This window comes from Streptomyces sp. Tek67B01, from assembly GCF_055231995.1.
This window is the reverse complement of sequence record NZ_JBUYUY010000001.1, coordinates 4061564-4083413: the sequence shown is the minus strand read 5'-3', so window position 1 is coordinate 4083413 and position 21850 is coordinate 4061564. Positions and strand designations below refer to the sequence as shown.

Genomic DNA, 21850 nt, shown 5'->3' with positions numbered 1-21850 from the left:
GAGGGGCACAAAGCGGTACACACTCCTCATCGATACACACCCGAGCCCCCACAAATCGCCCATGAGGGTAACCGTCCGGACGGTCAGCCCTCCAACGCCCGCCGCAGACGCTCGGGGTTCACCCTCCAGAAGGTGTGCTGTTCGCCGTCGACCAACACCACCGGGATCTGCTCCCAGTGCAGCCGGTACAACTCCGCGTCCTGCGAGATGTCCTTCTTCTCCCACCGCGCCCCGGTCTCGGCGCAGATCTTCTCCACCACCTCCTGGGCGTCGTCACACAAGTGGCATCCCGGCTTCCCGATGAGCGTGACCAGCCGCTCCTCGGGGCGCTTCTTCTCCTTGCGGCGCAACAGAGGACTCATGCCGTCATTGTCCCGCGCCGCGCGACCGCCGCGGACCGCCGCGGACGGCCGGGGAAGCGGTGGGGAGGCGTCGGGGAAAGCGGCAGGGGAAGCGGCGGGGAAGGCAGCCGGGGAAGCGGCGGGGAGGCGGTCGTTCCGCAGAGTTCACGCCCGCGTTCCCCTCCGGTTCGGGAACTCCCGAACACAATGGCTATGCTCGCGTCATGGCCGCTCTGGGATGGCTCACCCCCCGTAGGCGCTCCGCCACCGCGCGGAGCGTGCTGGCAGGCGAGGCCTCGGCCGAGGCCGCCCGCAAGAGCGCGCGGGACGAGGCGCCACCGCTCACCCGAGGGCCGGAAGCAGCCCCGGGGAAGGCTCGGGAGAAGGCCGCCGAGAAGGCTCCCGAGAAGCCCGCCGAGCCCGAGTTCCCCGTTCGCGGCGACGACCTCGCCGCCGCCTTCTTCGACCTCGACAACACCGTCATGCAGGGCGCCGCGATCTTCCACTTCGGCCGCGGCCTCTACAAGCGCGAGTTCTTCCGCCGCCGCGAGTTGGCCCGCTTCGCCTGGCAGCAGGCCTGGTTCCGGCTCGCCGGCGTCGAGGACCCCGAGCACATGCAGGACGCCCGCGACAGCGCGCTCTCCATCGTCAAGGGCCACAAGGTCTGCGAACTCATGTCGATCGGCGAGGAGATCTACGACGAGTACATGGCCGAGCGGATCTGGCCGGGCACCCGCGCCCTGGCCCAGGCCCACCTCGACGCCGGCCAGAAGGTGTGGCTGGTCACGGCCGCCCCCGTCGAGACCGCCACGATCATCGCCCGCCGCCTCGGCCTCACCGGCGCCCTGGGCACGGTCGCCGAGTCCGTCGACGGCGTCTACACCGGCCGCCTGGTAGGCGAGCCGCTGCACGGCCCCGCCAAGGCGGAGGCGGTGCGCGCCCTGGCCGCCGCCGAGGGGCTCGATCTCGAACACTGCGCCGCCTACAGCGATTCGCACAACGACATCCCGATGCTGTCACTGGTCGGGCATCCGTACGCGATCAATCCCGATACAAAACTGCGCAAGCATGCCCGGGAACACGACTGGCGCCTGCGCGACTATCGGACCGGCCGCAAGGCCGTGAAGGTCGGCGTCCCGGCGGCCGCCGGAGTCGGCGCGATCGCGGGCGGCACGGTCGCGGCGATCGCCCTGCACCGCCGCCGCAAGTAGCCCCACCGCGCCCACCGCCCTCCGGGCGGTCTCCCACGCGCAATCACGCACCCCTACCCGCGCCGTCGGCGCGGCACTCCGGCATGCCCGACTCGGTCGGGCAGCGCCATGGAAGCGCCCATTCCGCGTATCCAACCGATCAAGAACCGATCACCAACTGCGACTGAATATGCCCTCGGTACGCAACAGAAGTGTCGGAACCGGTGATTTGAGCAACTGGGTGTAGTGCTGCCTGTACGAAGCGTTATTCTCCTCAAACGCATGCCACCGACCATCTGTCGCCACGACGGGTGAACGGTCCCGCACTGCACGTGATGGAAGCTCTGCCTCTGGGAGTCCCGTGTACCCACCTGTCGGGGTTGACGCCTCGGGCCTGGCTACGCTGCGCGCAACGGTCCTCGACCACCTGCGCGGCTTCGTCCCCACCGCGTACGCCGTCCCCGCCCTCGCCGCCGCGGTCCCTGCCGGCCTCGGCCCGGCCGGTCCTTGCTACGCCCTGACCGACGGTGGGGCGACGGTGGGCAGACGCGGTCGCGCCAGCGGTGCGGGCACCGCCACCGGCACGAGCGCGCCCGCCGCCCGCCGCCCCACCGCGGACAGCGACCAGGCCCGCATGATGGACCTGGTCGAACGCGCCCAGGCCGGCGAGGCCGACGCCTTCGGCCGGCTCTACGACCAGTACAGCGACACGGTGTACCGCTACATCTACTACCGCGTCGGCGGCAAGGCGACCGCGGAGGATCTCACCAGCGAGACCTTCCTGCGCGCGCTGCGCCGCATCTCCACCTTCACCTGGCAGGGCCGCGACTTCGGGGCCTGGCTGGTGACGATCGCGCGCAACCTGGTCGCCGACCACTTCAAGTCCAGCCGCTTCCGCCTGGAAGTGACCACGGGCGAGATGCTGGACGCCAACGAGGTGGAACGCTCTCCCGAGGACTCCGTCCTGGAGTCCCTCTCCAACGCGGCCCTGCTGGAGGCCGTGCGAAAACTCAACCCGCAGCAGCAGGAGTGCGTGACCCTGCGCTTCTTGCAGGGCCTCTCGGTCGCCGAGACGGCCCGGGTGATGGGCAAGAACGAGGGGGCGATCAAAACGCTCCAGTACCGGGCGGTCCGCACCCTGGCCCGCCTCCTCCCGGACGACGCCCGCTGACCGCCCGCCGACCAGCTGCTGACCGCCTCCCGACACCGCCCCCGACACCGCCACCCTTGATGACTCCGATGCCGCTGTGGTCCGATCATCCTTCGTCCGTAACCCAAGTGCCGCGCCGCTCGTTGTGCGGAATGCAGGCTCCCTGTGGACACGCCCTGCCCGAAGCCGCTCACTCGAAAGTGTGGATGTGCTCAAGGAAGGCAACCTTCCGGACACCTGGGGGAGTCGATCGTCATGACGAGAGGAGGTGCCGCCAGTGATCGCGAACGTGACTCCGCACCGGCGGGCGAACGCCTTCGCCCAGGCCCTGGAGGAGCGGACCCCGTCCGACCTTTCGGAACCGGACCCGGCGGCCGAGCAGTCCGAGGCACCTGCCGAATCTGCCGACCACGACCGGTTGTTGGCCCTGGCGAACGTGCTCGGCGAGAGAATGCCGCGCCCGGTGCTGGACCCCGAGGTCAAGGTGGTGCAACGAGCACAGCTCGTCGCCGCCATGGAAGCCTTGGTGATGGAGGAGAGGGCCGGGGGCGGTGCCGCACCGGACCCTCAAGTGCCCGAACAGCGGACCGGCCGCGGCGCCCACCGGGCGACCACGCTCCGGAAATTGCGGCCCCGCTCCCGCTGGTCCAAGGGCATCGCAGCGGGCGGCCTCACCGTGGGTGTGGCCGCGGGGGCCTTCGGCGGAGTGGCCGCTGCCAGCACCGACGCCCTGCCCGGTGACTCCCTCTACCCCGTCAAGCGGGGCATGGAGGACATCAAGCTGGGCATGGCCGACGAGGACTCGGACCGGGGCGTGCTCTACCTCGACCAGGCCTCGAACCGGCTGTCGGAGGCCCGCAGACTCATGGAGCGCGGCCGGACCGGCGTCCTGGACCACGAGTCCCTGGGCGCGATCCGCCGGGCCCTGGCAGGGATGAGCCACGACGCCGCGGAAGGCCACCGGCTGCTCCAGGCGGCCTACGAACGGGACGGCTCGCTCGGCCCGATGCAAATGCTGTCCTCGTTCTCCCGCTCCCACCGCGACGCGTGGGGCAAGCTCCGGGACAAGCTCCCGGCGCAGCTCACCGACGTCGGGGGCGAGGTCGAGTCGGTCTTCCGGGCCATAGACGAAGACGTGGCGCCCATCCAGAACCTGCTGCCCAAGCCACCGGAGCAATCCCGAGGTGCCACGGGCGGCCAGGCGAACCCCAGCGCCTCCCCCGGCAAGCAGCAGTCCGAGCCCCCCGCAGGCCACCCGGCGGCGTCTCCCCCGAGCGCGCCCCCGTCAGCGGCCTCCAAGCCCCCCACACCCGGCGGGCTCCTGGGCGGGACCGGCGATCTGCTCCACCCGCCGGCGGACGGCCACTCCGAGCCGCCTCCCTCGGGCGCGGCACCGGAACAGCCCCGGCCCGACATCACCCTCCCGCCCCTCCTGCCCGGCCTGCTCCCGGGCCTGGGCCTCAAGGCGGAGGACACGCAATAACACGAAGCGGTGCCCGGCGGACCATCCCGCCGGGCACCGCTTCGTCATGTCCGCGTCGTCGCTAGTCGTCTCTGGTCGTATCTAGAAGAAGACCGACCGCCGCTGCACGAGCAGCCGGTACAAGGTGTGCTGTATCTGCTCCCGCACCTGGTCCGTCAGGTTGAACATCAGCATCGGATCGTCCGCCGCCTCCGCCGGATACCCCTCCGTGGAGATCGGCTCCCCGAACTGGATCGTCCACTTCGTCGGCAACGGCACCAGCCCGAGCGGCCCCAACCACGGGAACGTCGGAGTCACCGGGAAGTACGGCACCCCCAGCAGCCGCGCCAGCGTCTTCGCGTTGCCGACCATCGGGTAGATCTCCTCCGCCCCCACGATCGAACAGGGCACGATCGGCGTCCGCGCCAGCAGCGCCGTCGACACGAACCCGCCGCGCCCGAACCGCTGGAGCTTGTACCGCTCCCCGAACGGCTTCCCGATCCCCTTGAAGCCCTCCGGCATCACCCCGACGAGCTCCCCGGCCTCCAGCAGCCGCTGCGCGTCCTCGGAGCAGGCCAACGTGTGACCCGCTTTGCGCGCCAACTCGTTCACCACCGGCAGCATGAAGACCAGGTCCGCGGCCAGCAGCCGAAGGTGCCGCTCCGCCGGATGGTGGTCGTGCACCGCCACCTGGAGCATCAGCCCGTCCAGCGGCAACGTCCCGGAGTGGTTCGCCACGATCAGCGCACCACCCTCCTTGGGGATGTTCTCGATGCCCTTGACCTCGACGCGGAAGTACTTGTCGAACAGCGGCCGCATCAAGGACATCAGGACCTGGTCGGTCAGCTCCTTGTCGTAGCCGAAGTCGTCGACCTCGTACTCCCCGGTGATCCGCCTGCGCAAGAACGCCAGCCCACCCGCGATCCGCCGGTCCCAGTCACCCGAACGCCCCCCGGGCGCGGCGGCCTCCACTGCCTCCACGGCCTCTTGGGCCCGCTCCGGCACGGGCCGCGCCACCGGCTCCCCGGTCGGCGGAGCCACCCGCACCCGCCGCGGCGACCGCCGTCGCGGCCGCTCCTCGTCGAAAGGGATGACCTTCGCGTCCGCCACTATCGCTCCGCTCCCTCAGCCGCCGGCCCGACACCCGACAGATCCACGTTCACCATCCCGGCCACCCGGTCCACGGCCCGCCCCACCCGCTCCGGCGGCAACAGCCCGCTCCCCCGGCTCCGCGCGAAGTCCGCGAACGTCTCGGCCGTCGTGTACATCGGCTCGAACCCTAGGGTGGACCTCATCTGTGTGGTCTCCACGACCCGCCCGTGCGTCAGCAACCGGATCTGTTCGGGCGAGAACTCCGTCACCCCGATCGCCCGCAGCGCCGACCCCACCCACGTCACCGCGGGCATCACCAACGGCACCGTGGGCCGCCCCAGCCGCCGCGCACACTGCGACAACAGCAACACCCCGTCACCCGCGATGTTGAAAGTACCGCTGTTCAGCCTTCCACGCTCGGGCTCGCCGGCCGCCAGCCGCAGCACGTCCACCACGTCGTCCTCGTGGACGAACTGCAAGCGCGGGTCGTACCCCAGCACCGTCGGCATCACCGGGATGGAGAAGTACTCGGCCAGCGCCGAATCCGCGTACGGCCCCAAGATGTTCGCGAACCGCAGCACGCACACCGCCACGTCCGGCCGCCTGCGCGCGAACCCGCGTACGTACCCCTCGACCTCCACCGCGTCCTTCGCGAAGCCGGCCGCCGCCAGCGACTTCGGCTGCGTGGTCTCGGTGAAGACGGCCGGATCGCGCGAGGTGCCCCCGTACACACTGGTACTGGACTTCACCACGAGCCGCCGCACCGTCGGGGACTTCTGGCAGGCCCCGAGCAGCTGCATCGTCCCGATGACGTTCGTTTCCTTCACGGTGCTGCGCGCACCGCCACTGCCCGCGCTGCCTCCCGTCACGGCGAGGTGCACCACCGTGTCGACGGCGTGCTCGGCCAGCACCCGGGCGATGGCCGACTGTCTGATGTCCGTACGGACGAACTCGGCCGAACCGAGCGGGTGCGCGGGATCCACCGAATCCACCGCGATCACCCGCTCGACATCCGGCTCGCGCTGGATGCGGCGAACGAAGCGGCTGCCCAACTGTCGGGCAGCCCCGGTGACGAGAACGACCTTGCCCACGAGTTCAGCGCCTCCCTCGAAGAAGTCCCCCGGCTACACCGCAGCCCCTCCACCAGGATGGTGGAGGGGCTGCGGAGAACACGTACAGCTGCCGTTTACTTCTTGTTACGGCGCTGGACGCGGGTGCGCTTGAGCAGCTTGCGGTGCTTCTTCTTGGCCATCCGCTTACGCCGCTTCTTGATAACAGAGCCCACGACTACCCTCGCTCACTTCTCGGAACATCCCCGCGCCAGCGGGGATCGGTGCGGGGCGTCTGGGCCCACACGACCTACGTCGGCCTAGCCTACCCGCCCGAGCTCTGAGCTTGTAATCCGAGGGCAACCCGAGAGTCATCTCAAGCCGACTCCACCCCCACATAGGACTCTCGGAGGTACTCGTGCACCGCGTTCTCGGGGACCCGGAAGGACCGGCCCACCCGAATGGCGGGCAGATGACCGTTGTGCACCAGGCGGTACACGGTCATCTTCGACACTCGCATCACCGAGGCGACCTCCGCCACGGTCAGGAACTGAACCTCACTGAGAGGCCTCTCGCCAGCAGCCATGACACACCTTGACCTTCCGCGCATGACGGGCACCGGCTTCCCCTCCGGTTACGCCCCGTCGTCGCACGCTCACTCCCCAGAGTAGGGGCGTGTGATACGAGTGGGGAAGAGGAGCTACGGCCACTCCTGACGCCACGGCAGACCGGCCCGGTCCACGACGTAGCGAGTGAGGGGCACATAGAAGTCCGCCGACACCCCGTCGTCAACCGGAACCGTCACCGCGACCTGTCCCTCGGCCTCCCCCACGAACAGCGCGGGATCGTCCGTATCCGCCAACCCGATCGCATCCACACCCAACTGACCTGCACCGCAGACCCACCCGTGGTCCCCCACCACCAATTCCGGCAACGGCCCGCCGGCATCCGCCAACGCCCCCAAGGCGACCCGAACCGGCAGCGGCGAATGGGTGTGCGCGCCGGTGACACTCGCAGGTGGCCGCGCGCCGGGTTCCCGCACCAGTGCGACCCCCCGTACGTAATCGATGCGGTGCGCCCGTACGCCGAACCGGGTCGCCATGTCGACACGCACCCCCTGCGCCGGGGTGAGGACAACACAGCCCGCCGCCGACAGGGCCCACGCCAAACCGGCGTAGAAGTCCAGGAGCCGGTGCGGATGCCCCGTCCCCAACAACACCGGCGACCGCAGCCGCGCCGCCTGACGCAGCCGCGCCGCGAAAGCCTCCAACCCCGCCAGCGTCCGCTCCGGATCGATCACGTCCGGCCCGCTGACGTGCGCCGGATCGGCCGAGACCCCGCACCGCTCCGCCATCAGCCGCAGCAGATCGTCCTGCGCCCAACGCCACTGCGGCTCCAGCCCCAACAGCACCCTTGGATCACCCGCCGCGAACAGCCGGTAACTGCGCAGGCTCTCCTCACGCGAGGTGGCGACGGGCCCGGCCAACCGGGAAGCCAGCAGATGCGCACGCAGCGCGCCGGTGCTCAACACCCTCCGATGCTGCCGCACGGAACCCGGGGCATGGGCAATTCCGCCGAACGGGCCCACCGTTGGCGTAACGATGCTTCGCCACGACAGCTCCCTCCCCGGGCCTCCCGCGCCCTCGCCGGGCGACCCGCGCCCCTACACGAGCATCCCGCGCAACGGGAACACCGCCCGCCGCGTCGCCAGGACGGCTTGATCCGTACCGTCCGCCGGGTCGTAGCCCGCCTCCCAGCCCCGCCATTCGACCGTCCGGCCGTCCGTCATCCGCGCCGGACCCGATTGCCGGGTCCTCGCGTACACCTCGCTCAGCCACTCCTGCGGCACGACCTCGGCCGGATCGACCGGCCGGTGCGCGGCGATCCCCACCAAGTGGGTCCAAGAGCGCGGTACGACGTCCACCACCGCGTAGCCGCCCCCGCCCAGAGCGAGCCACCGACCGTCCGCGTGCTCGTGCGCCAGCCGGTGACACGCCTCCTGGACGGCCCGCTGCGCGTCCAGCGACACCGCCAGATGGGCCAGCGGGTCCTCGAAGTGCGTGTCGGCCCCGTGCTGGGACACCAGCACCTGGGGCCGGAAGTCCGCGAGCAGTTCCGGCACCGTCGCGTGGAAGGCGCGCAGCCAGCCCTCGTCCCCGGTCCCCGCCGGCAGGGCGACGTTGGCCGCCGAGCCCTCGGCGGCCGGACCGCCCGTCTCCTGCGGCCATCCGGTCTGCGGGAAGAGCGTGCGCGGATGCTCGTGCAGGGACACGGTCAGCACGCGCGGGTCGTCCCAGAACGCGGCTTGCACCCCGTCCCCGTGGTGCACGTCCACGTCCACGTACGCGACGCGCTCGGCGCCCAGCTCCAGCAGCCGGGCGATCGCCAGCGCCGCGTCGTTGTACACGCAGAACCCGGCCGCGCCGCCCGGCATCGCGTGGTGCAGGCCGCCCGCGAAGTTCACGGCGTGCCCGGCCTCCCCCCGCCAGATCGCCTCGGCCGCCGCCACCGACTGCCCGGCGATCAGCGCCGACGCCTCGTGCATCCCCCGGAAGGCCGGATCGTCGACGGTCCCGAGCCCGTACGAACCGTCGGCCACCCCGGGGTCGGCCGACACCTCCCGCACCGCGGCGACGTAGTCCTCCCGGTGCACGAGCCGCAGCGTCGAATCGCCCGCGGCGCGCGCCGCCCGCACCTCCATGGCCCGATCCAGCCCGAAGGCCCGGACCAGCCCCATGGTCAGCGCCAGGCGCACCGGGTCCATCGGATGGCTCGGTCCGAAGTCATACCTCGTTACCGCCTCGTCCCACATCAACAGCCCGGTCACCGGCTCGCCGCTCATGCCCGACACCGTATCGGGCGCCGCCGACGCCGAAGGAACGGGCATAGAACAGCGTCACCAACACCAGCACCATCGGCACCAGCATCGCGCCCCGGTAGCTCCAGGCGTCCCCGATCCCGCCCACCAGCGGCGAACCGACCAGGAACCCCACGTAGTTGAAGATGTTCAGGCGGGCGATGGCCGTGTCCGAGGCCCCGGGGAACAAGCGGCCGGCCGCCGCGAAGGTCTGCGGCACGATCACGCACAGCCCGATGCCCAGCAACGTGAATCCGAGCATCCCCGTCCACGCCCCGGGCGCGGCGGCCACCACCGCGAACCCGCCGGCCGCGACCACCGTCCCCGCCCGAACCACCGCGACCGGCCCGAAACGACGCACGCCAAGGTCGCCGACGGCCCGCCCCAGCAGAGTGGTCACCATGTACACGTTGTACGGGACCGTCGCCAGCTGTTCCGAACTCCCCAGCACGTCCTGGAGGTACTTGGCGCTCCAGTTGGAGACGGTCGAGTCCCCGATGTACGCGCACGCCATCACCAGGCACAGCGGCAGCAACAGCCCGAACCCGCCGACCCCCAGGCCCTTGGCCGCTTCCCCGCCCTTCTCCGTCTCCCCATCCGGCCCCGGTCCGCCCTGGTCCACGTAGAACCGGCTGCCCGCCAAGGCCGCCGGCAGCAACAGGACGACGGCCGGCAGGTAACTCACGAAAAGCCCCAGATGCCAATGGGCCCCCGCCCACGCGGCGGAGGCCCCGACGATCCCGCCCAGGCTGTACGAGGCGTGGAACCCGAGCATGATGCTGCGGCCGTACGTCCGCTGGAGACTGACCCCGAGCATGTTCATGGAGGCGTCGAGCGCCCCGACCGACAGCCCGAACGCCCCGAGCGCCAGGGCCACGTGCCACATCTGCCCGCCGGCCCCGACCCCGAGGAGGGCGAGCAGCACCAGCGGCTGGGCCCAGCGCAGGACCAAGCTGGGCGCGACCCGCTTCACCACGTGCTCGGTCGCCACGCTGGCCACTCCGGCGAGGATCGGCACGGCGGCCAGGAAGGCGGGCAGCAGCCCGTCGGATATCCCGTACTGGTCCTGGATGGCGGGGATGCGCGTCACCAGCAGGGCGAAGGTCACGCCCTGCACGAAGAAACTGAACCCCAGGGACAACCGGCCACGGCGAAGCCGCACGTCATCTGTCATGGCGGCTCAGCGTAGGGGCACCGGCTACCGGTGGGTAGAGCGATCACACACCAATCCCCCGCCGATCAATCCCCACCGATCAATCGGTTACCAGTCACCGGTAACCGGTCACCGATCACTCCTCGATGCCGAGCAACCGGATCAGGTCCTTCATCTCACCGAAGCAGGCCTTCGCCCCGGCCAACCGGTCGGCGGGCACCATCCCGGTGAACCCGTACACGTCCATCCCGGCGGCCACGGCCGCCTCCACCCCGAGCGGGCTGTCCTCGACGACCACGCACCGCGCCGGCTCGACGCCCATCCGGTCGGCGGCGTGCAGGAACAGGTCCGGTGCGGGCTTGCCGCGGCCCACGTCCTGCGAGCTGAAGATCCACTCTTCCTCGAACCACCCGTCGATCCCGGCGGCCTGGTGCCCGACCCTGATGCGCTCATGGCTCCCGGAGGACGCGAGACAGTAGGCGATCCCGTGCGCGGTGAGCGCCCCGAGCACGTCCTCCACCCCGGGGACGGGTCGCAGCTCACGCGCGAACGCCTCGAACGTCCGGGAGTGCAGCGTCTCGTCGAAGTCCTCGGGCAACCGCTGCCCGGTCCGCTCCACGACGAGATCGTGGACCCGGTGCACGGCTCCGCCCATGTAGTCGCGGAGCGACTCGTCGTAGGAGGTCGGATGCCCGATCTCGGTCAGGTACCCGGCGAGAATCCGATTGGCGAGCGGCTCGCTGTCCACCAGCACGCCGTCGTTGTCGAAGATGACGAGGTCATAGCCCATACGACCACACTACGAGTCGCGGGCTCGGCCGCTGCGTGACCCATGCCGCGCATCCGTAGGACGTTTCGCGGACGGCCGAGTGGCTTCCGTCGCCTCGAAAAGGGTCCGGAACGCAGAAAAGCCCCGCACCATAAGGTGCGGGGCTTTCCCACAATGATTGTTCGGCGGCGTCCTACTCTCCCACAGGGTCCCCCCTGCAGTACCATCGGCGCTGAAAGGCTTAGCTTCCGGGTTCGGAATGTAACCGGGCGTTTCCCTAACGCTATGACCACCGAAACACTATGAAGATATCCAACCGGATGAAAACACGGTCGTTACTTCAGAACTAACACAGTGGACGCGAGCAACTGAGGACAAGCCCTCGGCCTATTAGTACCAGTCAGCTCCACCCGTTACCGGGCTTCCACATCTGGCCTATCAACCCAGTCGTCTACTGGGAGCCTTACCCTCTCAAGGAGGTGGGAATACTCATCTCGAAGCAGGCTTCCCGCTTAGATGCTTTCAGCGGTTATCCCTCCCGAACGTAGCCAACCAGCCATGCCCTTGGCAGGACAACTGGCACACCAGAGGTTCGTCCGTCCCGGTCCTCTCGTACTAGGGACAGCCCTTCTCAATATTCCTACGCGCACAGCGGATAGGGACCGAACTGTCTCACGACGTTCTAAACCCAGCTCGCGTACCGCTTTAATGGGCGAACAGCCCAACCCTTGGGACCGACTCCAGCCCCAGGATGCGACGAGCCGACATCGAGGTGCCAAACCATCCCGTCGATATGGACTCTTGGGGAAGATCAGCCTGTTATCCCCGGGGTACCTTTTATCCGTTGAGCGACGGCGCTTCCACAAGCCACCGCCGGATCACTAGTCCCGACTTTCGTCCCTGCTCGACCCGTCGGTCTCACAGTCAAGCTCCCTTGTGCACTTACACTCAACACCTGATTGCCAACCAGGCTGAGGGAACCTTTGGGCGCCTCCGTTACCCTTTGGGAGGCAACCGCCCCAGTTAAACTACCCATCAGACACTGTCCCTGATCCGGATCACGGACCGAGGTTAGACATCCAGCACGACCAGAGTGGTATTTCAACGGCGACTCCACCATGACTGGCGTCACGGCTTCAAAGTCTCCCACCTATCCTACACAAGCCGAACCGAACACCAATATCAAACTGTAGTAAAGGTCCCGGGGTCTTTCCGTCCTGCTGCGCGAAACGAGCATCTTTACTCGTAGTGCAATTTCACCGGGCCTATGGTTGAGACAGTCGAGAAGTCGTTACGCCATTCGTGCAGGTCGGAACTTACCCGACAAGGAATTTCGCTACCTTAGGATGGTTATAGTTACCACCGCCGTTTACTGGCGCTTAAGTTCTCAGCTTCGCACGCCCGAAAGCGCACTAACCGGTCCCCTTAACGTTCCAGCACCGGGCAGGCGTCAGTCCGTATACATCGCCTTACGGCTTCGCACGGACCTGTGTTTTTAGTAAACAGTCGCTTCTCGCTGGTCTCTGCGGCCACCCCCAGCTCAGGAAGCAAGTTCCTTCACCAGTGATGGCCCCCCTTCTCCCGAAGTTACGGGGGCATTTTGCCGAGTTCCTTAACCATAGTTCACCCGAACGCCTCGGTATTCTCTACCTGACCACCTGAGTCGGTTTAGGGTACGGGCCGCCATGAAACTCGCTAGAGGCTTTTCTCGACAGCATAGGATCATCCACTTCACCACAATCGGCTCGGCATCAGGTCTCAGCCTTAAAGAGGGACGGATTTGCCTACCCCTCGGCCTACACCCTTACCCCGGGACAACCACCGCCCGGGCTGGACTACCTTCCTGCGTCACCCCATCGCTTACCTACTACAAGTCTGGTTCGTCGGCTCCACCACTTTCCTTTCCCCGAAGGGTCCGGAACGGCTTCACGGACTTAGCATCGCCTGATTCGATATTGGGCGTTTCAAAGCGGGTACCGGAATATCAACCGGTTGTCCATCGACTACGCCTGTCGGCCTCGCCTTAGGTCCCGACTTACCCTGGGCAGATCAGCTTGACCCAGGAACCCTTAGTCAATCGGCGCACACGTTTCTCACGTGTGTATCGCTACTCATGCCTGCATTCTCACTCGTGAACCGTCCACAACTAGCTTCCGCTGCTGCTTCACCCGGCACACGACGCTCCCCTACCCATCACAACACCCGTTGGGGCTTATTGCTGCAATGACACGACTTCGGCGGTACGCTTGAGCCCCGCTACATTGTCGGCGCGGAATCACTTGACCAGTGAGCTATTACGCACTCTTTCAAGGGTGGCTGCTTCTAAGCCAACCTCCTGGTTGTCTCTGCGACTCCACATCCTTTCCCACTTAGCGTACGCTTGGGGGCCTTAGTCGATGCTCTGGGCTGTTTCCCTCTCGACCATGGAGCTTATCCCCCACAGTCTCACTGCCGTGCTCTCACTTACCGGCATTCGGAGTTTGGCTAAGGTCAGTAACCCGGTAGGGCCCATCGCCTATCCAGTGCTCTACCTCCGGCAAGAAACACACGACGCTGCACCTAAATGCATTTCGGGGAGAACCAGCTATCACGGAGTTTGATTGGCCTTTCACCCCTAACCACAGGTCATCCCCCAGGTTTTCAACCCTGGTGGGTTCGGTCCTCCACGAAGTCTTACCTCCGCTTCAACCTGCCCATGGCTAGATCACTCCGCTTCGGGTCTAGAGCGTGCAACTCAATCGCCCTATTCGGACTCGCTTTCGCTACGGCTTCCCCACACGGGTTAACCTCGCTACACACCGCTAACTCGCAGGCTCATTCTTCAAAAGGCACGCAGTCACGACGCATTGAGTAAACTCAATGCGCGACGCTCCCACGGCTTGTAGGCACACGGTTTCAGGTACTATTTCACTCCGCTCCCGCGGTACTTTTCACCATTCCCTCACGGTACTATCCGCTATCGGTCACCAGGGAATATTTAGGCTTAGCGGGTGGTCCCGCCAGATTCACACGGGATTTCTCGGGCCCCGTGCTACTTGGGAGATTCTTAAGCAAGCCGCTGATGTTTCGTCTACGGGGGTCTTACCCTCTACGCCGGACCTTTCGCATGTCCTTCGACTACATCAACGGTTTCTGACTCGCCGACCGGCCGGCAGACCGATCAAAAGAATTCCCACAACCCCGCATGCGCAACCCCTGCCGGGTATCACACGCATACGGTTTGGCCTCATCCGGTTTCGCTCGCCACTACTCCCGGAATCACGGTTGTTTTCTCTTCCTGAGGGTACTGAGATGTTTCACTTCCCCTCGTTCCCTCCACACTGCCTATGTGTTCAGCAGTGGGTGACAGCCCATGACGACTGCCGGGTTTCCCCATTCGGACACCCCCGGATCAAAGCTCAGTTGGCAGCTCCCCGGGGCCTATCGCGGCCTCTCACGTCCTTCATCGGTTCCTGGTGCCAAGGCATCCACCGTGCGCCCTTAAAAACTTGGCCACAGATGCTCGCGTCCACTGTGTAGTTCTCAAGCAACGACCAGCCACCCATCACCCTGCACCGAAGCACAAGTTCACTGGGGCCGGCATCGCAGAAGGACAGCCATACGGCCGTACCCTCAGACACCCAACAACGTGCCAAGCACGATCCCGTCCACTGTCACTGTGTTCCACGCCGAAGCAGTACTTACAGGAAGTTTCCGAAACCGTGCCAACTAATCAACGTTCCACCCATGAGCTGACCGTGCAGAACATTTGTCTGCAATCGGTACTGTGCTCCTTAGAAAGGAGGTGATCCAGCCGCACCTTCCGGTACGGCTACCTTGTTACGACTTCGTCCCAATCGCCAGTCCCACCTTCGACAGCTCCCTCCCTTACGGGTTGGGCCACCGGCTTCGGGTGTTACCGACTTTCGTGACGTGACGGGCGGTGTGTACAAGGCCCGGGAACGTATTCACCGCAGCAATGCTGATCTGCGATTACTAGCAACTCCGACTTCATGGGGTCGAGTTGCAGACCCCAATCCGAACTGAGACCGGCTTTTTGAGATTCGCTCCACCTCACGGTATCGCAGCTCATTGTACCGGCCATTGTAGCACGTGTGCAGCCCAAGACATAAGGGGCATGATGACTTGACGTCGTCCCCACCTTCCTCCGAGTTGACCCCGGCGGTCTCCTGTGAGTCCCCATCACCCCGAAGGGCATGCTGGCAACACAGGACAAGGGTTGCGCTCGTTGCGGGACTTAACCCAACATCTCACGACACGAGCTGACGACAGCCATGCACCACCTGTATACCGACCACAAGGGGGGCACTATCTCTAATGCTTTCCGGTATATGTCAAGCCTTGGTAAGGTTCTTCGCGTTGCGTCGAATTAAGCCACATGCTCCGCTGCTTGTGCGGGCCCCCGTCAATTCCTTTGAGTTTTAGCCTTGCGGCCGTACTCCCCAGGCGGGGAACTTAATGCGTTAGCTGCGGCACCGACGACGTGGAATGTCGCCAACACCTAGTTCCCAACGTTTACGGCGTGGACTACCAGGGTATCTAATCCTGTTCGCTCCCCACGCTTTCGCTCCTCAGCGTCAGTAATGGCCCAGAGATCCGCCTTCGCCACCGGTGTTCCTCCTGATATCTGCGCATTTCACCGCTACACCAGGAATTCCGATCTCCCCTACCACACTCTAGCTAGCCCGTATCGAATGCAGACCCGAGGTTAAGCCTCGGGCTTTCACATCCGACGTGACAAGCCGCCTACGAGCTCTTTACGCCCAATAATTCCGGACAACGCTTGCGCCCTACGTATTACCGCGGCTGCTGGCACGTAGTTAGCCGGCGCTTCTTCTGCAGGTACCGTCACTTTCGCTTCTTCCCTGCTGAAAGAGGTTTACAACCCGAAGGCCGTCATCCCTCACGCGGCGTCGCTGCATCAGGCTTTCGCCCATTGTGCAATATTCCCCACTGCTGCCTCCCGTAGGAGTCTGGGCCGTGTCTCAGTCCCAGTGTGGCCGGTCGCCCTCTCAGGCCGGCTACCCGTCGTCGCCTTGGTGGGCCATTACCCCACCAACAAGCTGATAGGCCGCGGGCTCATCCTTCACCGCCGGAGCTTTCAACCCCCGCCCATGCAGGCAGGAGTATTATCCGGTATTAGACCCCGTTTCCAGGGCTTGTCCCAGAGTGAAGGGCAGATTGCCCACGTGTTACTCACCCGTTCGCCACTAATCCACCCCGAAGGGCTTCATCGTTCGACTTGCATGTGTTAAGCACGCCGCCAGCGTTCGTCCTGAGCCAGGATCAAACTCTCCATGAATGTTTACCCGTAATCGGGTGAAACACACACTTAGAGCGGGTCAACCAAGGTCGGAATAAGACCGGTCGACCACAACGTCCTCGCTGTGTTCATTGCCTGCCCCCAACGAATCGGGGCCAGGACTTTTTCAAAGGAACCTCATCCACCGAAATGGACGGGGTATCAACTTCTGGCGTTGATTTTTGGCACGCTGTTGAGTTCTCAAGGAACGGACGCTTCCTTCGTACTCACCCTCGCGGGTTTTCCTCCGGGCGCTTCCTTTGTTCTTCGTTTTGTTCTTGCGTTTCCGACTCTATCAGACTCTCTCGTGTCCGATTCCCGGTCGAAGCGGGGTTCGCTTTCCAGTTCTTCGCTTTCGCGTTTCCCTTTCCGGCGATTCCGACTCTATCAGATCCTTTCGGGCCTGACTCCCGGTCAGCGGGATGTGCCGGGTGGGCTGTTGGGCCCTTGCGGCGAGTGAGACAGTAGCGGATTCCCTGCCCCCGAAGCCAATCGGCGGCTGCGTCCTCGGACGCGGATTCCTCATTCGCAAATACGCATGAAAACAAGGCGACACAATGCGCCGTTCGTTCGAATGTGTAGTGCGGGATGGCTGTCCGGGGACCGACCGGGGTCGGCGCTCACTTCGGACAACTCGAAGAACCTTACGGACCTGCCACAGGTGTGTCAACCCTGGCGGGAGGGCCGGCTCTCCCGCTAGCCTCTCCCCCATGACTACGCATGCGCTCACGCCCAACCTTCGCTGGTGGGCCGCCTGACGGCGGCCGATCCGTACCCGAGCACGCATGCGCTCACGGCCGCCGCTTCGGCGGCCGTTTCTGTTTCTCCCCCTGGGAGTGGCTCGGTCGCCCCTCGCGGCGCCACCGATCCGCCGGCCACACGGCCGACCGGACACTCACACAGGGAGACGGGACATGACGAGGATCTTCAGCGGGATCAAGCCGAGCGGGCACCTGACGCTGGGTAACTACCTGGGCGCCGTTCGGCAGTGGGTCGCGGTCGAGGGGGAGCCGGACGACACGTTGTTCTGCGTGGTGGACCTGCACGCGCTGACCGTCGACCACGATCCGGCGCGGCTGCGGCGGCTCACCAGGCAGGCGGCCACCCTGTTCCTCGCCTCCGGGCTGGACGAGCGCAAGTGCACGCTGTTCGTACAGAGCCACGTGGACGAGCACACCCGGCTCTCGTACCTGCTGGAGTGCACCGCCGGCGACGGTGAGATGCGGCGGATGATCCAGTACAAGGAGAAGGCGGCGAGGGCGCAGGCGGCCGGGGACGGGGTGCGGCTGTCGTTGCTGACGTATCCGGCGCTGATGGCCGCCGACATCCTGGCGTACGAGACGGCCGAGGTGCCGGTCGGTGAGGACCAGCGGCAACACGTCGAGCTGGCGCGCGATCTGGCCGTCCGGTTCAACCAGCGGTACGGGCACACCTTCACGGTGCCGCGGGTGGTGCTGCCCACCGTGGCCGCGCGGGTCATGGACCTCCAGGACCCCACGTCCAAGATGGGGAAGTCGCACGAGAACGGGGCGGGGATCGTCTATCTGCTCGACGAACCGGCGGTGATCACCAAGAAGGTGATGCGGGCGGTCACCGACAGGGGGGACGGCGGGGTCGTCTACGACCGGGCCACGCGCCCGGGGGTGGCGAACCTGCTCGACGTGCTGTCCGCCTGTACGGGCGTCGAACCGGCTGTGCTGGCCGAGAAGTACACAGGTTACGGGGCCCTCAAGCGGGACGTCGCCGAAGCCGTGGTCGAGCTGCTGCGTCCGGTGCAGGCTCGGCACGCGGAGCTGGCGGCCGATCCCGCTTGGGTGGAGCGGGTGTTGCGGGCCGGGGCGGAGCGGGCGCGCGGGCTGGCGCGGCCGGTGGTGGACCGGGCATACCGGGCCATCGGGTTGCTGGAGCCCTGAAGGCCGGAGCTCTCCGGGGGAGGCGGCGGTGGTCCCCGCTCCGGGGCGGGGACCGTACCGCTGTCGGCCGTCGGCCGTCAGCTGTTGCCGGAGGCGAGCTCGCGGCTGCGGTCGCGGGCGGCTTCCAGGGCTGCGATCAGGGCCGCGCGCACGCCGTGCTTCTCCAGCTCGACGATGGCGTTGATGGTCGTGCCGGCCGGGGAGGTGACGGCCTCGCGCAGTTTGACGGGGTGCTCGCCGCTGTCGCGGAGCATCACCGCGGCGCCGATCGCGGCCTGCACGATCAGGTCGTGGGCCTGGGCGCGGGGCAGGCCGAGGAGGATGCCGGCGTCCGTCATGGCCTCGACCAGGAAGTAGAAGTAGGCCGGGCCGGAGCCGGAGAGGGCGGTCGCGGCGTCCTGCTGGGACTCGGGGACGCGCAGGGTCTTGCCGACGCCGCCGAAGATCTCCTCGGTGTGGGCGAGGTGCGCGGCGGTGGCGTGGCTGCCGGCGGAGATGACGGACATGGCCTCGTCGACGAGGGCGGGGGTGTTCGTCATGACGCGGACGACGGGCGTGCCGGGGGCGAGCCGTTCCTCGAAGAAGGAGGTGGGGACTCCGGCGGCGCCGCTGATGACCAGGCGGTCGGCGGGGACGTGCGGGGCGAGCTCTTCGAGGAGCTTGCCCATGTCCTGCGGCTTGACGGTGAGGATGAGGGTGTCCGCGCGCTTCGCGGCCTCGGCGTTGCTGACGGCTTCGACGCCGTAGCGGTCGTGGAGTTCCGCGGCCCGTTCGGCACGGCGGGCGGTGACGAGGAGCTTGCCGGCCGGCCAACCGCCGCGGATCATCCCGCTGAGCAGGGCCTCGCCGATCTTTCCGGTGCCGAGGACGGCGACTGTCTGGGTCATGTCCTCATCCTTGCATCCGGGCGGGGCGGCGGGGCCTGGTGTCCGCAGTGCGGTCAGGGTGGTCAGCGCGGGAGGGCCTAAGGGGTGCGGCGGCGCAGGGTGGCCGCGCCGAGGGCGAGGACGAGCAGGGCGCAGGCGGCGACGATGACGGCGTCCCGGACGAAGTCGGCGGTCATGTCGGTGTGGCCGAGGACCTGGGTCATGCCGTCGACGGCGTAGGACATCGGCAGCACGTCGGAGAGGCCCTCCAGGACGGGTTGCATGGTGGCGCGGGGCGCCAGGAGGCCGCAGAGCAGGAGCTGGGGGAAGATCACCGCCGGCATGAACTGGACGGCCTGGAACTCGGAGGCGGCGAAGGCGGAGACGAACAGGCCGAGGGCGGTGCCGAGGAGCGCGTCGAGGAGCGCCACGAGCAGGAGCAGCCAGGGGGAGCCGAGGATGTCCAGGCCGAGGACCCAGAGGGCGAGGCCGGTGGCGAGGAGGGACTGGACGACGGCGACGGCGCCGAACGCGAGGGCGTAGCCGGCGATGAGGTCGCCCTTGCCGAGCGGCATGGCCAGGAGGCGCTCCAGGGTGCCGGAGGTGCGTTCCCGCAAGGTGGCGATGGAGGTCACCAGGAACATGGTGATGAGGGGGAAGATCCCGAGGAGGGACGCCCCGACGCTGTCGAAGGTGCGTGCGTTCCCGTCGAAGACGAAGCGGAGCAGCGTCAGCATCAGTACGGGGACCAGCAGCATCAGTGCGATCGAGCGCGGGTCGTGGCCGAGCTGGCGCAGGACGCGGCCGGCGGTGGCGGTGGTGCGGGCGGTGTTCATCGGGTCTGCTCCCTGGCTCGGGCGTCGGCCTCGTCGACGAGGCGCAGGAAGGCTTCTTCGACGGTGGCGCAGTGGGTACGGGTGCGGAGCGCGTCGGGGGTGTCCTGGGCGAGGATGCGGCCTTCGCGCATGAGGAGCAGGTCGTGGCAGCGCTCGGCCTCGTCCATGACGTGGGAGGAGACGAGGAGCGTGGCGCCGCGGGTGGCGGTGAGCTCGTGGAAGAGGTTCCACAGGTCGCGGCGCAGGACGGGGTCGAGGCCGACGGTGGGTTCGTCGAGGACCAGGAGTTCGGGGGCGCCGAGCAGGGCGACGGCCAGGGAGACGCGGCTGCGCTGGCCTCCGGAGAGGTTGCCGGCGAGAGCGGTGGCGTGGGTGGTGAGGTCGACGTCGGCGATGGCGCGGGTGACGTTGGCGCGTCGGCGTTCGGTGGCCGCTCGACCCGGGTCGAGGACGGCGGCGAAGTAGTCCAGGTTCTGCCGGACGGTGAGGTCGTCGTAGACGGAGGGTGCCTGGGTGACGTAGCCGATGCGGGAGCGCAGCTCCGGGTGGCCGGCGGGGCGGCCGAGGACGTCGAGGGTGCCGGTGACGTGGGCCTGGGTGCCGACGATGGCGCGCATGAGGGTGGATTTGCCGCAGCCGGAGGGGCCGAGGAGGCCGGTGATGCGGCCGCGGGGGACCTCGAAGGCGAGGTCGTCCAGGACGGTGCGGGGGTTGCGGCCGGTTCCGCGGCGCACGGTGAGGTGCTGGGCGTGGACGGCGGGACCGCCGTCGTCGGGCGGTTTATTCATCATGCGATGAATAATGCTCCTGGCGGTGCCTGGGCGTCAACCGGGCCGGGTGGACGGCGGCTGGGGGGGGTGGCCTTGTTACTTCTTGCGCTTGGGCCGACGGGCGGCCGGGTTGCCCGTACGGGTGCCGCGGCGGCGGGCGAACTCGGCGCGCGCCTTGTCGTACTCCTCGCGGGCGAGCTTCTCGCCCGGGGCCTCGGTCAGGCTGCGCAGGAAGTACGCGATGAGGGAGCCGATGAAACCGATGGCCTTGAGGCCCTTGAGAGCGGCCTCGTCGGAGGACGGCCCGGGGCGGCGGCTGAACGACTCCCAGGTCTTGACGAACGCGATGGCGCTGGCGATCGCGAAGAGGACGACGACGGAGATGCTCAGGAACGGGCCGACGTCGCCGATCTCCAGCCCCTCGTAGGCGAAGCGCAGCAGGTACGCGGCGGCGAAGGCGGAGACCAGGGACCCGACGGCGACCCCGGCGCGGCGCAGGGCGTAGCCGCCGTCGTGCTCGACCCAGGTCGTGCCGAAGAACCGGAGGGGTTCGGGGCGCGGTCCGGCGGCGGTCGGGGCCGGCTCGGTGGGGGTCTGGTCTCGCTGGTCGTCGCTCACACCGCCGATTATTCCAGCCGGAGACGCACCCGACGGGTGCGTCTCACCTGGCAGATCCGTGGGACGGTCGCGGCGGGTCAGCCGCAGCGGGTGGCCACGTACCCGTCACTGCCCGTCTTCACGTACGCGTCCGACACGAACTCGCCGTTGCCGACGCAGTCCCAGATGTCCGTGGTGCCGTAAGGACCGGAGACCGTGGTGCCGTCGCACTGGCAGTGGATGGAGACGTACGCGCCGAGCGGCAGGACCCGGGAGATCGAGTAGCCGGTACCCGGGCCGGTGCGGACGTTGACCTGGTAACCCGGGGCTACCGGAAAGGTCGGGAAACCGGAGCCGGACAGGCTCTGGACCTGGCTGGAATCGTTCTGGGCCGTCATGCGAAAACTCCCCCCGTGGGTGTTGCCCCGCGCAACTCGCGCAGGGCGGCAAGCCCTTGGATGGTCGCACGGGCCATCGACTAGGCTCCGGCGGGGGTGGTGAGT

The 21850-nt window shown here is 67.3% G+C and carries 18 protein-coding genes and 3 rRNA genes; 4 read left to right on the top strand and 17 right to left on the bottom strand.

Annotation, left to right across the window (positions count from 1 at the left end):
- Nucleotides 1–83 precede the first annotated feature (83 nt).
- Nucleotides 84–362, bottom strand: a complete 279-nt coding sequence (locus ACV7NM_RS18405) for a glutaredoxin family protein (protein WP_463411286.1) — start codon at nucleotides 360–362, stop codon at nucleotides 84–86.
- A 203-nt stretch (nucleotides 363–565) separates the two neighbouring features.
- On the opposite strand from ACV7NM_RS18405, the gene ACV7NM_RS18400 reads away from it, so the two are divergent.
- From ACV7NM_RS18400 to ACV7NM_RS18390, 3 genes are all read left to right on the top strand, one after another.
- Nucleotides 566–1552, top strand: coding sequence for an HAD family hydrolase (locus ACV7NM_RS18400; protein WP_463411285.1), 987 nt, complete (start codon nucleotides 566–568; stop codon nucleotides 1550–1552).
- Nucleotides 1553–1892: 340 nt separating this feature from the next.
- Nucleotides 1893–2702, top strand: coding sequence for an ECF subfamily RNA polymerase sigma factor, BldN family (locus ACV7NM_RS18395; RefSeq protein WP_463411284.1), 810 nt, complete (start codon nucleotides 1893–1895; stop codon nucleotides 2700–2702).
- 256 nt (nucleotides 2703–2958) lie between these two features.
- Nucleotides 2959–4164, top strand: coding sequence for a DUF5667 domain-containing protein (locus tag ACV7NM_RS18390; protein ID WP_463411283.1), 1206 nt, complete (start codon nucleotides 2959–2961; stop codon nucleotides 4162–4164).
- A gap of 81 nt (nucleotides 4165–4245) precedes the next feature.
- On the opposite strand, the gene ACV7NM_RS18385 is transcribed toward ACV7NM_RS18390, so the two are convergent.
- The 11 genes from ACV7NM_RS18385 to ACV7NM_RS18335 form a co-directional block, all read right to left on the bottom strand.
- The gene (locus tag ACV7NM_RS18385) at nucleotides 4246–5253 is read right to left on the bottom strand and encodes a lysophospholipid acyltransferase family protein (RefSeq protein WP_463411282.1); all 1008 of its coding nucleotides are present in this window, start codon (nucleotides 5251–5253) and stop codon (nucleotides 4246–4248) included.
- Complete coding sequence (locus ACV7NM_RS18380) at nucleotides 5253–6326, bottom strand: NAD-dependent epimerase/dehydratase family protein (RefSeq protein ID WP_463411281.1); 1074 nt, start codon at nucleotides 6324–6326, stop codon at nucleotides 5253–5255. The genes ACV7NM_RS18385 and ACV7NM_RS18380 overlap by 1 nt, the downstream gene beginning before the upstream one ends.
- A gap of 95 nt (nucleotides 6327–6421) precedes the next feature.
- Nucleotides 6422–6520 carry a 30S ribosomal protein bS22 gene (locus ACV7NM_RS18375; RefSeq protein ID WP_003948845.1) on the bottom strand — a complete coding sequence of 33 codons (99 nt, stop codon included), beginning with the start codon at nucleotides 6518–6520 and terminating at the stop codon, nucleotides 6422–6424.
- Between the two features lie 140 nt (nucleotides 6521–6660).
- On the bottom strand, nucleotides 6661–6870 hold the full coding sequence (locus ACV7NM_RS18370) for a helix-turn-helix domain-containing protein (RefSeq protein ID WP_008738568.1): 210 nt from the start codon (nucleotides 6868–6870) through the stop codon (nucleotides 6661–6663).
- A 114-nt stretch (nucleotides 6871–6984) separates the two neighbouring features.
- Nucleotides 6985–7815 carry a phosphatase gene (locus tag ACV7NM_RS18365; protein WP_463411280.1) on the bottom strand — a complete coding sequence of 277 codons (831 nt, stop codon included), beginning with the start codon at nucleotides 7813–7815 and terminating at the stop codon, nucleotides 6985–6987.
- A gap of 132 nt (nucleotides 7816–7947) precedes the next feature.
- Nucleotides 7948–9096: an acetoin utilization protein AcuC gene (locus ACV7NM_RS18360; protein ID WP_463413973.1), complete on the bottom strand. Its 1149-nt coding sequence runs from the start codon at nucleotides 9094–9096 to the stop codon at nucleotides 7948–7950.
- Nucleotides 9068–10315: an MFS transporter gene (locus tag ACV7NM_RS18355; protein WP_463411279.1), complete on the bottom strand. Its 1248-nt coding sequence runs from the start codon at nucleotides 10313–10315 to the stop codon at nucleotides 9068–9070. The genes ACV7NM_RS18360 and ACV7NM_RS18355 overlap by 29 nt, the downstream gene beginning before the upstream one ends.
- Before the next feature lie 115 nt (nucleotides 10316–10430).
- Nucleotides 10431–11084, bottom strand: a complete 654-nt coding sequence (locus ACV7NM_RS18350) for an HAD family hydrolase (protein ID WP_463411278.1) — start codon at nucleotides 11082–11084, stop codon at nucleotides 10431–10433.
- A 159-nt stretch (nucleotides 11085–11243) separates the two neighbouring features.
- Nucleotides 11244–11360 (bottom strand): 5S ribosomal RNA (gene rrf, locus ACV7NM_RS18345).
- Between the two features lie 73 nt (nucleotides 11361–11433).
- Nucleotides 11434–14557, bottom strand: a 23S ribosomal RNA gene (locus ACV7NM_RS18340).
- A gap of 283 nt (nucleotides 14558–14840) precedes the next feature.
- Nucleotides 14841–16365: ribosomal RNA gene (locus ACV7NM_RS18335) — 16S ribosomal RNA — on the bottom strand.
- The 16S, 23S and 5S rRNA genes sit together here, the layout of an rRNA operon.
- 914 nt (nucleotides 16366–17279) lie before the next feature.
- Here ACV7NM_RS18335 and trpS point away from each other — a divergent pair.
- Complete coding sequence (gene trpS, locus ACV7NM_RS18330) at nucleotides 17280–18278, top strand: tryptophan--tRNA ligase (RefSeq protein ID WP_463411277.1); 999 nt, start codon at nucleotides 17280–17282, stop codon at nucleotides 18276–18278.
- Between the two features lie 77 nt (nucleotides 18279–18355).
- Here the strand turns inward: trpS and proC are convergent, their stop codons facing one another.
- The 5 genes from proC to ACV7NM_RS18305 all read right to left on the bottom strand — a co-directional run bounded on the left by proC (nucleotide 18356) and on the right by ACV7NM_RS18305 (nucleotide 21745).
- A complete protein-coding gene (gene proC, locus ACV7NM_RS18325; protein WP_463411276.1) occupies nucleotides 18356–19165 on the bottom strand; it encodes a pyrroline-5-carboxylate reductase in 810 nt (269 codons plus the stop codon).
- A 77-nt stretch (nucleotides 19166–19242) separates the two neighbouring features.
- Nucleotides 19243–19980, bottom strand: a complete 738-nt coding sequence (locus ACV7NM_RS18320) for an ABC transporter permease (protein WP_463411275.1) — start codon at nucleotides 19978–19980, stop codon at nucleotides 19243–19245.
- Complete coding sequence (locus ACV7NM_RS18315) at nucleotides 19977–20771, bottom strand: ABC transporter ATP-binding protein (protein ID WP_463411274.1); 795 nt, start codon at nucleotides 20769–20771, stop codon at nucleotides 19977–19979. Before ACV7NM_RS18315 ends, ACV7NM_RS18320 begins: the two co-directional genes overlap by 4 nt.
- 75 nt (nucleotides 20772–20846) lie before the next feature.
- Nucleotides 20847–21368, bottom strand: coding sequence for a hypothetical protein (locus ACV7NM_RS18310; RefSeq protein ID WP_463411273.1), 522 nt, complete (start codon nucleotides 21366–21368; stop codon nucleotides 20847–20849).
- A 77-nt stretch (nucleotides 21369–21445) separates the two neighbouring features.
- A complete protein-coding gene (locus ACV7NM_RS18305; protein WP_463411272.1) occupies nucleotides 21446–21745 on the bottom strand; it encodes a peptidase in 300 nt (99 codons plus the stop codon).
- Between the last annotated feature and the right edge of the window lie 105 nt (nucleotides 21746–21850).